This window comes from Actinoplanes sp. NPDC049316 (assembly GCF_040677315.1).
Classification (GTDB): Bacteria; Actinomycetota; Actinomycetes; order Mycobacteriales; family Micromonosporaceae; genus Actinoplanes.
Map to the genome: position 1 here is coordinate 101777 of NZ_JBFAQM010000009.1, position 12829 is coordinate 114605.

At 71.0% G+C, this 12829-nt stretch carries 14 protein-coding genes; 6 read left to right on the forward strand and 8 right to left on the reverse strand.

The window, feature by feature from the left end:
* Positions 1 to 333 precede the first annotated feature (333 nt).
* From AB0K03_RS16480 to AB0K03_RS16495, 4 genes are read right to left on the reverse strand one after another with little or no spacing between them, the layout of a single operon-like run.
* Positions 334 to 1953 carry a ubiquinol-cytochrome c reductase cytochrome b subunit gene (locus AB0K03_RS16480; RefSeq protein WP_364685060.1) on the reverse strand — a complete coding sequence of 540 codons (1620 nt, stop codon included), beginning with the start codon at positions 1951 to 1953 and terminating at the stop codon, positions 334 to 336.
* Positions 1950 to 3062: a Rieske 2Fe-2S domain-containing protein gene (locus AB0K03_RS16485; protein ID WP_364685061.1), complete on the reverse strand. Its 1113-nt coding sequence runs from the start codon at positions 3060 to 3062 to the stop codon at positions 1950 to 1952. Before AB0K03_RS16485 ends, AB0K03_RS16480 begins: the two co-directional genes overlap by 4 nt.
* Positions 3059 to 3907, reverse strand: coding sequence for a c-type cytochrome (locus AB0K03_RS16490; RefSeq protein ID WP_364685063.1), 849 nt, complete (start codon positions 3905 to 3907; stop codon positions 3059 to 3061). The genes AB0K03_RS16485 and AB0K03_RS16490 overlap by 4 nt, the downstream gene beginning before the upstream one ends.
* Positions 3908 to 3959: 52 nt before the next feature.
* Positions 3960 to 4556, reverse strand: coding sequence for a heme-copper oxidase subunit III (locus AB0K03_RS16495; protein WP_364685065.1), 597 nt, complete (start codon positions 4554 to 4556; stop codon positions 3960 to 3962).
* 106 nt (positions 4557 to 4662) lie between these two features.
* On the opposite strand from AB0K03_RS16495, the gene AB0K03_RS16500 reads away from it, so the two are divergent.
* The 4 genes from AB0K03_RS16500 (at position 4663) to AB0K03_RS16515 (ending at position 8139) form a co-directional block, all read left to right on the forward strand.
* The gene (locus tag AB0K03_RS16500) at positions 4663 to 5709 is read left to right on the forward strand and encodes a cytochrome c oxidase assembly protein (RefSeq protein ID WP_364685067.1); all 1047 of its coding nucleotides are present in this window, start codon (positions 4663 to 4665) and stop codon (positions 5707 to 5709) included.
* A 94-nt stretch (positions 5710 to 5803) separates the two neighbouring features.
* Entirely contained in the window at positions 5804 to 6250 is a 447-nt protein-coding gene (locus tag AB0K03_RS16505) for a hypothetical protein (RefSeq protein ID WP_364685068.1), read from the forward strand.
* 257 nt (positions 6251 to 6507) lie between these two features.
* Entirely contained in the window at positions 6508 to 7569 is a 1062-nt protein-coding gene (gene trpD, locus AB0K03_RS16510) for an anthranilate phosphoribosyltransferase (protein WP_364685070.1), read from the forward strand.
* A gap of 363 nt (positions 7570 to 7932) precedes the next feature.
* Entirely contained in the window at positions 7933 to 8139 is a 207-nt protein-coding gene (locus AB0K03_RS16515) for a hypothetical protein (protein WP_364685072.1), read from the forward strand.
* Between the two features lie 303 nt (positions 8140 to 8442).
* Here AB0K03_RS16515 and AB0K03_RS16520 read toward each other — a convergent pair whose 3' ends face one another.
* Together AB0K03_RS16520 and coxB are read right to left on the reverse strand one after the other, a co-directional pair.
* Complete coding sequence (locus AB0K03_RS16520; protein WP_364685074.1) at positions 8443 to 8868, reverse strand: cytochrome c oxidase subunit 4; 426 nt, start codon at positions 8866 to 8868, stop codon at positions 8443 to 8445.
* 9 nt (positions 8869 to 8877) lie between these two features.
* Entirely contained in the window at positions 8878 to 9753 is an 876-nt protein-coding gene (coxB, locus tag AB0K03_RS16525; RefSeq protein ID WP_364685467.1) for a cytochrome c oxidase subunit II, read from the reverse strand.
* Between the two features lie 240 nt (positions 9754 to 9993).
* On the opposite strand from coxB, the gene AB0K03_RS16530 reads away from it, so the two are divergent.
* Positions 9994 to 11142 (forward strand): aminotransferase class V-fold PLP-dependent enzyme, encoded by a 1149-nt coding sequence (locus tag AB0K03_RS16530; RefSeq protein WP_364685076.1) that lies wholly within the window; start codon positions 9994 to 9996, stop codon positions 11140 to 11142.
* Positions 11139 to 11351 (forward strand): sulfurtransferase TusA family protein, encoded by a 213-nt coding sequence (locus AB0K03_RS16535; protein ID WP_364685077.1) that lies wholly within the window; start codon positions 11139 to 11141, stop codon positions 11349 to 11351. The genes AB0K03_RS16530 and AB0K03_RS16535 overlap by 4 nt, the downstream gene beginning before the upstream one ends.
* Here AB0K03_RS16535 and AB0K03_RS16540 read toward each other — a convergent pair.
* Together AB0K03_RS16540 and AB0K03_RS16545 are read right to left on the reverse strand one after the other, a co-directional pair.
* The gene (locus AB0K03_RS16540; protein WP_364685079.1) at positions 11344 to 11841 is read right to left on the reverse strand and encodes an ATP-binding protein; all 498 of its coding nucleotides are present in this window, start codon (positions 11839 to 11841) and stop codon (positions 11344 to 11346) included. The genes AB0K03_RS16535 and AB0K03_RS16540 overlap by 8 nt on opposite strands.
* Before the next feature lie 5 nt (positions 11842 to 11846).
* Positions 11847 to 12827 (reverse strand): carbohydrate kinase family protein, encoded by a 981-nt coding sequence (locus tag AB0K03_RS16545; RefSeq protein WP_364685080.1) that lies wholly within the window; start codon positions 12825 to 12827, stop codon positions 11847 to 11849.
* Positions 12828 to 12829 lie beyond the last annotated feature (2 nt).

The following is a 12829-nucleotide window of genomic DNA, read 5'->3' on the forward strand; positions in this document are numbered from 1 at the left end:
GGCGCAAGACCGCGCCGGCGAAAGGTCCGCGCAGCCGAGCCACGCCCGCGGGCGCCGGGGCCGCACAAGACCGGATGAGCAAGCCGAGCCACGCCCGCGGGCGGCCGGACCGCATGGGGGCCGCCGAGCAAGCAGATCCACGCCTGCTGGCGCCGGGCCGCAGGAGCAAGGCGGGCCATGCCTGCAGAGCGCCCAGGGCGACGCATTGGGCGGGCCGAGCCCGCCCGGCGTCCCGGACAGGCGCGGCCAGCCACAAGCGCGCGCTCGCAGGACAGCTGAAGCGGACACGGAAAAGGGAGCCCGATGCCGGGCTCCCTTTCTCGTCGTGCGGGCTCAGCGCCCGGAGGTGATCTCCTCGCGCTCGTCGCGGCCGGCCACCGGCGGGACCGCCGGGGAGACCGGGGCCTCGACCGGCTTCTCGACCGGGAAGAAGAAGCCCTTCACCGCGGGCGCCAGGGCGCCGAGGCGGTTCATCTTCTTCGGGACGACCCAGCCCGCGTAGTCCAGCGGCAGCGGGTGGCCGTGGTCGTCGACCGGGCCGAGCGGCTGGTGGACCTCGACGAACTGGCCGTTGGGCAGGCGCTTGATGATGCCCGTCTCCGCGCCGTGGGCCAGGACCTCGCGGTCGTGCTGCTGCAGGCCGAGGCAGATGCGTACGGACACGTAGTAGGCCAGCGGCGGCAGGATCACCAGGCCGATGCGGCCCGCCCAGGTCATCGCGTTCAGGCTGATGTGGAACTTGTCGGCGATCACGTCGTTGCCGCCGGACAGGGTCGCGATCAGGAAGAACGTGAACGCCATCGCTCCCAGGCCGGTGCGCTCGGGCGCGTCGCGGGGGCGCTGGAGGATGTGGTGCGAGCGGTGGTCCTTGGTGCGCCGCGCCTCGATCCAGGGGTAGAACATGGGCACCGTGGTCAGCGCGCCGAGGCCGACGACCGCGGGCCAGAACAGCGGCGGGATCACGTAGCCGTCGCCGATCGGGATGTCGATCTGCCAGGCCGGCATGAGCCGGACCAGACCGTCCATGAACATGACGTACCAGTCGGGCTGGCTGGCCGAGGAGACCTCGGAGGCCCGGTACGGACCGAACAGCCAGATCGGGTTGATCTGGAACAGGCCGGCCAGCAGGCAGATCACGCCGAAGACGGTCATGAAGAAGCCGCCCTGCTTGAGCGCGTACCGCGGGAACATGCGCTCGCCCACCACGTTCGAGTTGGTCCGGCCGGGGCCGGGCCACTGGGTGTGCTTCTGCTTGAAGACCAGGCCCAGGTGCACGCTGATGAGCGCCAGCAGGCCGCCCGGGATGAGCAGCACGTGCGCGATGTAGAAGCGCCCGATGATCAGCTCGCCGGGGAACTCGCCGCCGAAGATCGAGGCGGACAGCCAGGTGCCCACCACCGGGATGGAGAGCATGATCGCCGAGGCGATCCGCAGGCCCGTGCCGGAGAGGCCGTCGTCCGGGAGCGAGTAACCGGTGAAGCCGGCCAGGAAGCCCAGCAGGAACAGCGCGATGCCGATGGCCCAGTTGGCCTCACGCGGCTTGCGGAACGCGCCGGTGAAGAAGACGCGCGCCATGTGCACCACGATCGACGCCATGAACAGCAGCGCCGCCCAGTGGTGCATCTGCCGCATGAACAGACCGCCGCGCACCTCGAACGACAGGCGCAGGGACGATTCGTACGCCGCGGACATCTCCGCGCCGCGCAGGGCCGGATAGGCGCCCTCGTACGCGACCTCCTTCATCGACGGGTCGAAGAAGAGGGTCAGGAACACGCCGCTGAGCAGCAGCACGATGAAGGAGAAGAGGGCGATCTCCCCGAGCAGGAACGACCAGTGGTCGGGGAAGACCTTGTTGAGGAGGCCGCGCAGCGGGGTGGCCACCTGGAGGCGTTCGTCGACGCCCTTGGCCGCCTTGCCCGGTACGGAGGCGAGATCGAACTTTCGGCGCTTCACGGCCGCTCCCAGAAGTCAGGCCCGATGGTCTCGCGGTAGTCCGACGCTGCCACAAGGAAGCCCTCGTCGTCCACCGTGATGGGGAGCATGGGCAGGCGGCGGCTGGCCGGTCCGAAGATGGGGCGGGCGTTCTCCGTGATGAGGAACTGCGACTGGTGGCACGGGCAGAGGAGCCGGTTGGTCTGCTGCTCGTACAGGCTGGCGGGGCAGCCGGCGTGGGTGCAGATCTTCGAGAACGCGACGTAATTGCCCCACATCGCGCCCTTGTTGTGCTCGTCGTTCTCCGAAGCCTTGCGAGCCACCTCGGCGTCACCGGCGCGCAGGTGGATGAGCAGGGTCGGCGAGTCGGCGAACTCGTTGGTGGCGCCCCCGGGGATGCCCGGGAAGACCGTGATCTGACCGCCGACGCTGACGTCCTCGGGCCGGACCCCGGTACCGTCCTCGCGGGTGAGCCGGACCGGCTTGCCCTGGTTGAGGTCCGCGTTGAAGCCGGTGTTGTACAGCGGCGACTTCTCGCCCCGGTCGGGCTTGTGCGGGCTCTTGATCAGACCGCCGACCAGCGGGGCGGCGGCGACCAGGCCGAGCGGCGCCAGGCCGAGCGCGACCGCGCCCTTGAGCAGCGGCCGGCGCTGGACGCCGAGCTCGTCGACCGTGAACAGCATCGTCTGGCCGGTGATCTGCCGGTCCTCGTCGGTGGACATCGCCTCGTGGCGGTCCTGGATCGAGACCTCGTGCGGCAGCAGCTTCTTGGCCCAGGAGAGGATGCCGAAGCCGACCGCCAGCAGCGCCAGGCCGAGCGAGATGCCCAGGATCGGCGTGTAGTAGTCGCTGGTCTGGTGGCCCAGCCCGAACTCCCACGGCCACCAGATGTAGGCGACCAGGAAGACCAGGCCCAGGAGCCCGGCGAGCAGGAACAGCAGCGCGATGGCACGCTCGACGCGCTTCTCGGCCTTGGTGTTCGGCCCGGCGAACTGCGACTCGTACGTGACGATCTCGATGTCGTCGCGCCGCGCGCCTTCCTTGACGATGTCGAAGCGCGACAGCCGGGGATCGCTCAGGTCGAGCGGCTTGCGCTCGGACCCGTGCCGATCGTCCTTGGTCACCGTCATGACTTCCCCGCAATCCACAGCGCCGCGAACACCAGGAGGGTGATGCCGACCAGGAAGATGGCCAGGCCCTCGGTGACCGGCCCGTACCGGCCGAGGTTGAACAGGCCGCCCGGGTCCTTGTCCTGCTGGAGCTGCTGCGTGACGTACGTGATGATCTCGCGCTTCTGGTCCGGGGTGATCTCGTTGTCCCCGAACACCGGCATGTTCTGCGGCCCGGTCAGCATGGCCGCGTAGATCTCCTGCTCGGTGGCCGCGTGCAGGCTCGGCGCGTACTTGCCGGAGGACAGCGCGCCGCCCGCGCCGCCGAAGCTGTGGCACGAGGTGCAGTTGATCCGGAAGAGCTCACCGCCGCGGGCCAGCGCCTCCGGGTTCTGCTTGAGGTCCTCGGTCAGCGGGCCGGTGGGCACCTGCGGGCCGCCGCCGATCTCCTGGACGTACTGGCCGAGCTGCTTGACCTGGTCCTGGTTGAACTGCGGCGTCTTGCGCTCCGCCTGGGCCTCCTGGCGGGTCATCGGCATGCGGCCGGTGCCGACCTGGAACTCCACGGAGGCGGAGCCGACGCCGATCAGCGTCGGTCCACGACCCTCGACACCCTCGGCGTTGCGGCCGTGGCAGCTGATGCAGCTGTTGTCGAAGAGCGCCTTGCCCTCCTGGGCGGCCGCGGACAGCGGCCGGTTGTCCTCGGCGAGCGCGCCCGGCGCGAAGGCGGTGTAGACGCCTCCGGCCAGCGCGAGGGCGGCGACCATGCGGACCGCGGCGCCGAGGCGCCGGCGCGCCCGGCTCGGCGCGGACCGCCGCCGGTTGAACACCCGGAGACGCCGTCCGGCGGGGGTGTCAGAAGTCATGGGTTGTGTCCCTCTGGGTCTTGACCTGAAACTCACGGACGGCGGCGCGGATCTACTGCAACCAATAGATCATGGCGAACAGCGCGATCCACACGATGTCGACGAAGTGCCAGTAGTACGACACGACGATCGCCGAGGTGGCCTGCGCCGGCGTGAACCGGCCCATGGTCGTGCGGATCATGTAGACGATGAAGGCGACGAGACCGCCCGTGACGTGCAGGCCGTGGAACCCGGTCGTCAGGTAGAACATCGACCCGTAGCCGTCACCGTTGATCTTCACGCCCTCCTCGACCAGGTGGCGGTACTCGTTCGCCTGGCCGAGCACGAAGATCAGGCCCATGACGAAGGTGATCGTGAACCAGCGCCGCAGCGCGAACACGTCACCCTTCTCCGCCGCGAAGACGCCGAGCTGGCAGGTGACCGAGGACAGCACCAGGATCACCGTGAACGTCGTCGCGTACGGGATCTTGAGAACCTCGGTGTGCTTCTCCCACATGCTGTAGTCCGCCGCGCGGATGGCGAAGTACATGGCGAACAACGCCGCGAAGAACATGAGTTCGCTGGAGAGCCACACGATGGTCCCCACGCTGACCATGTTGGGTCGGGTCAGCGAGTGGATCCGGCTCTTGTCGATGGCTGCCGCTGTCACGGGCTCATTATTGCCCCGCGATCACCTCAACATGTCGCGGGGGGCCTAATCCGGTCTGTGTCGCCGCCCGGTAGAACGCGCGGCACCCCGATGGGCCTAGCCTCGAATGGTGCAGCTCGCCGAAACGCCTCCCGCCGCCGTGGCTGCGGGGGATACTGTCCCCCCGCCGTTCAGCGTCGCCCAGATCTTCACCGAGATCCGTCTGACCAGCCTGATCGCGCTCTTCCTGCTCATCGGCGCCGCCCTCTACCTGTACGGCGTGCACCGGCTCAGACAGCGCGGGGACCACTGGCCCGCCGGTCGCACGGTGGCGTTCATCGCGGGCGGGCTCGGGTCCATCGCCGCGGTCACGGTCACCGGCATCGAGGCGTACGACACGACGCTGATCAGCGTGCACATGGTGCAACACATGGTGCTGTCCATGGTGGGACCGATCTTCCTGGCACTGGGCGCCCCGGTCACGCTGGCGCTGCGGACGCTGCCGCTGAAGAACCGCAAGGTGCTGCTGGCGTTCCTGCACAGCCGGGTGGTCGGCGTCCTGACGTTCCCACTGGTGGCGTTCGGGCTGTTCATCGCCAACCCGTTCGTCCTCTACTTCACCGACCTGTACCGCGCGACGCTCGAGCACGCCTGGCTGCACGAGTTCATCCACGTGCACTTCATCGTCACGGGATGTCTGTTCTTCTGGCCGCTGCTGGGCCTGGACCCGCTGCCGAACCGGTGGCCGTACCCGGCGCGCGCGCTGCTCATGGTGCTCTCCGTGCCGTTCCACACGGTGCTGGGCCTGACGATCATGCAGAGCAAGACGCTGCTCGGCGGCGACTGGTACCCCAACCTGCACCTGGGCTGGATCAGCCCCGAACAGGACCAGGTCACGGCGGGCGGCATCCTGTGGGCCGGCGGCGAGATCGTCAGCGTCACGATGCTCGGCATCCTCGTGCTGCAGTGGATCAAGCAGTCCGAACGCGAGGCCAAGCGGATCGACCGGGCCCTGGACCGGGCCGAGGCGCAGGACCGGGCCGAGACGCAGGACCGGGCCGAGGCGCAGGACCGGGTCGAGGCCCGGGACCGGACCGCGGCCCCGGCTGCGCCGGCCGCGAGCAAGATCACAACCGAAAGTCCGGCGGTACGACCACAGCCCGACGCCGACTGACCGGTTCGGTACGATCAGCGGGCACCTACGAGCGTGGGAACCGGCCCGTCCGACCGCCCCACCCGCAACCCATGACCGGACTAGAGGCGTACTTATGAGCGACGACAGCAAGCCCAAGCCGGACAAGTACACGGTCCTGCTGTACAGCGACGACCTCGCGGTCCGCGACAAGATCCGGCTGGCGATCGGCGTACGCCCCGCCGCCGACCTGACCGTGGAGTTCGTGGACGCCTCCACCTGGGAGGAGTGCCGGCGCCTGCTCGACGACTACGAGATCGACCTGATGGTCCTCGACGGCGAGGCGTCCCCGGCCGGCGGCCTCGGCATCGCCCGCCAGACCAAGGACGAGTACGCCGGCCCCCCGCCCACCTGCGTCGTGCTCGCCCGCGCCGCGGACCGGTGGCTGGCCGCGTACGCCCAGGTCGACCACACGCTGTTCTACCCGCTGGACCCGGTCACCACGGGCCAGACGGTGGCCGGCATGCTCCGGGCCCGCCGCGACGGCCAGATCCCGCTGGGCACGCTCGGCACCCTGGGCTGACCAGCGGCCCGCGGCACCCCGCGTGGCCGGCCCCGCGCCGGCCGCTCCGGGCGCCGGACCAGCGGCCCGCCGCATCGGTCAGGCGCCCGGCCGCCCGAACCATCGGTCACGCGCCCGGCCGCCCGAACCATCGGTCACGCGCCCGGCGGCCGGCATCACGGGTTGTCCAGCCGGTCGCCGGCACCGCGAGCCACCGCCGTCGAAGCCGGGGCCCGCGTCACTCCCCCGCCCGCACCTCGCCCTTCCGGAGGCCCACAATGGGCGCACCTACCTGGCCGAACATGTTGAGCGCCCTGCTGCGGGGCGAGGAGCTGACGACGCAGGACACCGCCTGGGCCATGGGCGAGATCATGGCGGGCAACGCGACCCCGGTCCAGGTGGCAGGGTTCGCGGTGGCGCTGCGGGCCAAGGGCGAGACCCCCGCCGAGCTGGCCGGCCTGGTCGAAGCGATGCTCGCCAGCGCGACCGTCGTGGACCTGCCCGACGCCGTACGCGCGGATGCCGTCGACGTGGTGGGCACCGGCGGCGACCGGGCGCACACGGTCAACATCTCCACGATGGCCGCGATCATTGTGGCCGCCGCGGGCGTCAAGGTCGTCAAGCACGGCAACCGCGCCGCGTCGTCCGCCTGCGGTACGGCTGACCTGCTCGAACACTTCGGCATCCCACTGGATCTGGGGCCGCAGGGCGTCGCGCGGACCGTGTCGGAGGCGGGCATCGGCTTCTGCTTCGCGGCACGCTTCCACCCGGGCATGCGGCACGCCGCGGTCACCCGGCGCGAGCTGGGCCACCCGACGTTCTTCAACGTCCTGGGCCCGCTGACCAACCCGGCCCGGCCCCGCAACGCCGCCGTGGGCTGCTTCGACCAGCGGATGGCCCCCGTGATGGCGGAGGTCTTCGCCCGCCGCGGCGACTCGGCGCTGGTGATGCGCGGCGAGGACGGCCTGGACGAGTTCACGACCGCGGCGCCCACCCGGGTGTGGGTGGTGAGCAACGGCACGGTCTCCGAGTCCGTGGTGGACGCCACCGAGTTCGGGGTCCCCCGCAGCAACCCGGGTGACCTGCGCGGCGGCGACGCGGCCTTCAACGCGAACGCGGCGCTGACGATGTTCGCCGGCGAGCCGGGCCCGATCCGCGACGCGGTCCTGGTCAACGCGGCGGCGGCGTTCGCGGCTCACGCGGGCTTCCCCGGAACCTTCGAGGACACGATGCGCGCCGGCATCGCCCGCGCCGCCGAGACGGTGGACTCCGGGGCGGCCACGGCCCTGCTCGGCCGCTGGGTCGAGGCGGCGAAGGCCGCCAAGGCCGCCGAGTCCTGAGATCGGCGGCCGCGAGACACCCCCGCCGAGCCGGCATTCATCGACCACCGGCTCGGAGCGTCGGACCGCCAAGCCGCCGGCGCCAAGCCGCCGCCGGGCGCCGGGCCGCCGGGCGCCGGGCCGTCAGCATCGGGCCGCCGGGCCGCCACCCGTCGGACCGTCGGACCGGCGGACCGTCGGACCGGCGGGTCTGGTTTGCCGCAGCCGAATCGTGAGACCCGCGGCGTAGCGTCGCAGGGTGAGTTGTATGACCTTTTGCGGCGGCAAGACACGCCGGGGCGCGTCCAACCGTGGCGGAGGACGACGTGACAACGTTTGAATGACATTCGGGTAATTCCACCTTCCGGCGAAGAGGAGCCACCCGTGCAGGAACGTGAGATGCGCTGCGTCATCTGCGACGCCGAGATGCCGTTCGAGGTGCCGCCGTGCGCCGACGGGCACGGCGCCGACTGTCCCGAACTGGTCTGCACCCGCTGCGACGCCGCCGAGATCCTGGCGCCGCTCGAGGTGCGTGTCTGGCTGCGCCCGGGCAATCATCGCGTCGCCCCGCTGCAGCGACGGGCCGCCTGACCCCGCTCGGCGCACGACAGCCGCCCCAGCGACCAGCCGCGAGAGAGACGCTCAGCGCCGGACAGCCGCTCCAACGTCCGGCCCGCCCGAGCCGCCACGCGTGCGCCGCAAGACAGCCGCTCCGGCATCCGACCGCCCGAGCCGCCACACGCGTCGCGAGACAGCTACTGCGCGACGTGGCGACCCATCGGACCTACCGGGAAGCCTGATAGGCCCCCAGCGGCAACCTGAGGGGCCGGAGACAGCAACGACGAAGGCCCGCCTCCCTGCTCTCAGGGTGCGGGCCTCCGGTCGTGCGTTCGGTCAGTGCTCGGCGGGGTGCCGGCTGCCCGAGTAGTACTCGAAGAGCAGGCCGCACGCGGCGAAGATCACCGCGATGAGGCCGGCCATGATCAGCCACCACTGCCAGAACACCAGACCCAGTGCGGCGACGGCCGCGGCCAGCGCCAGGCCGAACGGCCAGTAGCTGCCCGGGCTGAAGAAGCCGACCTCGCCCGCGGCGTCGGCGATCTCGCCGTCCGGGCGGTCCTCCGGGCGCAGGTCGATGCGGCGGGCGACGAACCAGAAGAAGCCGCCGCACATCGAGCAGAGCAGGCCCGACAGGAGCAGGGCGACCGTGCCGACCCACTCGACGCGGCCGACCTCGCCGTTGGTGTACGCGGCGTACACGATGGCCGCGCCGAAGAGGAAGGCGGCGACGCCAGCGAAGATCTTGTATTCGGTCTTCACAGCGCGCTCCTACTTCCCTGCTGCCACGGTGTTGGGGGTGTTACCCGACTGGTTCCACGACTGTCCATGGCGGCGGGTGTCGAACGGGCTGGTCGTCACGGCGAACCGCTGGTCGCCGGTGAAGCCGATCGCGCCCATCGCGTCCTGCGTGCTGGCCCCGGACTGCTTCGCCGCGAGGAACTGGTCGAACTTCTGCGGCGAGACCACCACCAGCTCGAACTGCATGAAGGCGTGGTACGTGCCGCAGAGCTCGGCGCAGCGGCCGACGTAGCGGCCCTCCTTGTCGAGGGTCACCTCGAAGGTGTTGCGGGTGTTGCCGGGGAACACGTCGCGCTTGAACAGCATCTCCGGCACCCAGAACGAGTGGATGACGTCGCGGCTGGTCTCCTCGAACCGGATCTTGCGTCCGGTGGGGAGCACGAGCAGCGGGATCACGTCGGACGAGCCCAGCGTCGAGGCGACCGTCTTCGCGTCCGCGCCGGGCGCGTCACGGTAGTTGAACTGCCAGTTCCACTTGAACGCGACGACCTCGACGGTCTGGTCCGGCTTCGCCGAGAGCTTGTCCACATCGGTCTGCACGATCGCGGTGTAGTAGAAGAGCACCGCGACGATCAGCACCGGCGTGACCGTGTACAGGACCTCCATCGGCATGTTGAACCGCGTCTGCACCGGCAGGTTGTCGCCCCGCTTGCGGTAGCGGATCACGCACCAGAAGATCAGGCCCCAGACGAAGATGCCGACGACCAGCGCCGCGATGACCGCGGCGATCCAGAGGTCGTACATGCTGTGGGCCTGCTCGGTGATGCCGTGCCGCGGCCAGCCGAAGCCGCCGAGCTTGTCACCGATGTCGTTCGCGGAACAGCCGGACAGCAGGGCCAGCAGCATGGCACCACCGACACCGAGCCCGGCGAGCCGTACGACGCGCGGCCGTCCGACCGAACTCCTTGAGACCACCTGCTCCTGCCTCCCTAGAGCACCGCCCGGTGCGCTGAATCCGGACACCGGCGGCAAGGTGTCACCGACGGTCGCACACTACTCGACCTGGCCCGGCCGTCCGGCTACCGGGGGTCGGATCTTCGCCCGGGCGTGCATACCCCTGATCCTGTGGACGATACCGTTCCTCAGGTGGAATACACGGCGGAACAAGCCGCTGCGCCCGCGTACCTGGACGCGGCGAGCGCCGCGCCGCTGCACCCGGTCGCCCGGCAGGCGCTGGTGGCCGCGCTGGAGGACGGCTGGGCCGATCCGGACCGGCTGCACGCCGCGGGCCGGCGGGCGCAACGGCTGAGGGAGGCGGCGACGGCCACCGTCGCCGACTGCCTGGGCGTACGCGCGGACGAGGTGACCTTCCTGTCCTCGGGTACGGCCGCAGCCCACGCCGCCGTGCTGGGCGGCCTCGGGGGACGCGCACGAGCAGGCACGACGTTCGTCCACTCGGCCATCGAGCACTCCGCCGTGCTGCACGCGGCGGCCCGGCACGGCGACGCCGCCGAGGTCGGTGTGGACCTCCAGGGCCGCCTGGATCTCGACGCCTGGCGCACCGCGGTGAGCGGACCGGGGGTCGCATTAGCCGCGCTGATCAGCGCCAGTCATGAGGTGGGGACGGTGCAGCCTGTGGCCGCGGCCGCGGAGGCGTGCGCGGAGGCCGGCGTGCCGCTGTACGTCGACGCCGCCCAGTCCGTCGGGCACGCTCCGGTGCCACCGGGCTGGTCGTTGCTCACCGCCAGCGCGAGGAAGTGGGGTGGTCCGCCGGGGGTGGGGCTCCTCGTGGTCCGTAAAGGCACGCGCTGGCTGTCCCCGTACCCTGGTGATGATCTTCACAGGCCGCGGCCGCAGGGCGCGCTCGATCTGCCGGCCGTCGTCGCGGCCGCGGCGAGCCTGCGGGCGGTCCTGGCCGAGGCGAAGACGGAGGCCGTGCGGCTGTCCGGCCTGGTGAACCGCATCCGCGCGACCGTCGCGGCGACCGTGCCCGACGTGGAGGTCGTGGGCGACCCGGTCGAGCGGCTGCCGCACCTGGTGACGTTCTCCTGCTTGTACGTCGACGGCGAGGCGCTGCTGCACGCACTGGACCGGCACGGCTTCGCGGTGTCGTCGGGATCGTCGTGCACCGCGTCGACGCTGCGGCCCAGTCACGTGCTGGAGGCGATGGGTGTGCTCAGCCACGGCAACGTCCGGGTGTCGCTGCACCGCGGCACGACGGAGGCCGACGTGGACCGTTTCCTGGCGGTCCTGCCGGGCGTGGTGGCGGACCTCCGGAAGGAGGCGGGAATGTGATCGAGGTGGACTCCCGCGGCCGGCGCTGCCCGCTGCCGATCATCGACCTCGCCCGGCGGATGCCGAGCGTGCCGGTCGGCGAGGTGGTCCGGGTGCTGGCCGACGATCCCGCGGCCGCGAACGACATCCCGGCGTGGTGCCGGATGAAGGGCCAGGAGTACGTGGGCAGCCCGGCGGAGGGCCTTTACGACGTGCGCCGGCTCAGCTGAGGTAGTCCACGACCGGGCCCACCGGGTCCTTCGCCAGGTACGTGTCGACCACCAGGCGCGGGCCCAGGTACGGCTCGTACTCGCCCTGCCGCTCCAGCACCCGCACCCAGTCCGGGATGCCGTCGTGGGAGCGGGCGGCGTACCGGGCCTCGACCCGGCGGCGGTGCTCGGCGTCGTCGCCGCAGACCACCTCGACGACCCGCAGGGGTACGCCGAGGCGGTCGGCCAGGTCGGTCCAGAGCTGCCGGGCCGCCTTCACCGGGTTCACCGCGTCGATGATCACGCTGTGCCCCATGGTGAGCTGCGTCTCGGCGAGCGCCGCCACCACCCCGTACGCGGCGTAGCCGGGACGGGGCTCGGTGACGTCGTACGCCTGCAGCGTGAAGTCGACGGTGTCCACGGCGAGCACCGCGGCGGGCAGCACCGCCCCCACCCGCGCGGCGAGCGTGCTCTTACCCACGCCCGGCAGGCCGGCGAAGACGGCGAGCACCACGGTTACGCGACGGGCAGGTACGGCTGGACGTCCGCGGCGGCCTGGTCGCCGTACGAGTCGGCGAGGCGCTTGAGGAAGAAGTCCGCCTTGACGTCGTACTCCTGCGGGCCGACGGTCTCCAGGACCAGCGCGGCGATCAGCGAGCCCACCTGCGCGGCCCGCTCGAGGCCGAGACCCCAGCTGATCGCGGCGAAGAAGCCGGCCCGGAAACCGTCGCCGACGCCGGTGGGGTCGTCGGGCACGACGTCGCGCGCGACCGGCACGTGGATCCGCTCGATGTCGCGGCCGGTGATCTCCACGCCGTCCTTGCCCAGCGTGGTGACCCGGATGCGGACGTGCTCGAGGACCTGGTCGGCGCCGAGGCCGGCCTTGGTCTCCAGCAGGGACCGCTCGTAATCGTTGGTCAGCAGGTACTCCGCGCCCTCGATCAGCGACATCACGTCGCTGCCGTCCATGCGGGCGAGCTGCTGCGACGGATCGGCGGCGAACGCGTACCCGCGGGAGCGGCACTCCTGTGAGTGGCGGATCATCGCGGCCGGGTCGTTGGCGCTGATCAGCACGAGGTCCAGGCCGCCGGCGCGCGTGGCGACCGGCTCGAGCTCGATGTTGCGGGCCTCGGCCATCGCGCCGGCGTAGAACGACGCGATCTGGTTGAGGTCGTCGTCGGTGGTGCAGACGAAGCGCGCGGTGTGCGCGACCTCGCTGACGTGCACCGAGTCGCAGTCGACCCCGTGGCGCTCCAGCCAGGAGCGGTAGTCGGCGAAGTCCACGCCGACGGCGCCGACCAGGATCGGGCGCAATCCCAGCTTGCCCATCCCGTACGCGATGTTCGACGCCACGCCGCCGCGCCGCACGACCAGGTCGTCGACGAGGAAGGACAGCGAGACCTTGTGCAACTGGTCGGCGATGAGCTGTTCGGCGAACTTGCCGGGGAAGTGCATCAGGTGGTCGGTGGCGATCGAGCCGGTGACGGCGATCTTCATGT

Excerpts from the sequence above, each read along its gene's own strand:
- AB0K03_RS16485 (WP_364685061.1), bottom strand. The coding sequence starts at position 3,062 with ATGACGGTGACCAAGGACGATCGGCACGGGTCCGAGCGCAAGCCGCTC.
- AB0K03_RS16490 (WP_364685063.1), bottom strand. The coding sequence starts at position 3,907 with ATGACTTCTGACACCCCCGCCGGACGGCGTCTCCGGGTGTTCAACCGG.
- AB0K03_RS16500 (WP_364685067.1), top strand. The coding sequence starts at position 4,663 with ATGGTGCAGCTCGCCGAAACGCCTCCCGCCGCCGTGGCTGCGGGGGAT.
- AB0K03_RS16505 (WP_364685068.1), top strand. The coding sequence starts at position 5,804 with ATGAGCGACGACAGCAAGCCCAAGCCGGACAAGTACACGGTCCTGCTG.
- trpD (WP_364685070.1), top strand. The coding sequence starts at position 6,508 with ATGGGCGCACCTACCTGGCCGAACATGTTGAGCGCCCTGCTGCGGGGC.
- coxB (WP_364685467.1), bottom strand. The coding sequence starts at position 9,753 with ATGCTGCTGGCCCTGCTGTCCGGCTGTTCCGCGAACGACATCGGTGAC.
- AB0K03_RS16545 (WP_364685080.1), bottom strand. The coding sequence starts at position 12,827 with ATGAAGATCGCCGTCACCGGCTCGATCGCCACCGACCACCTGATGCAC.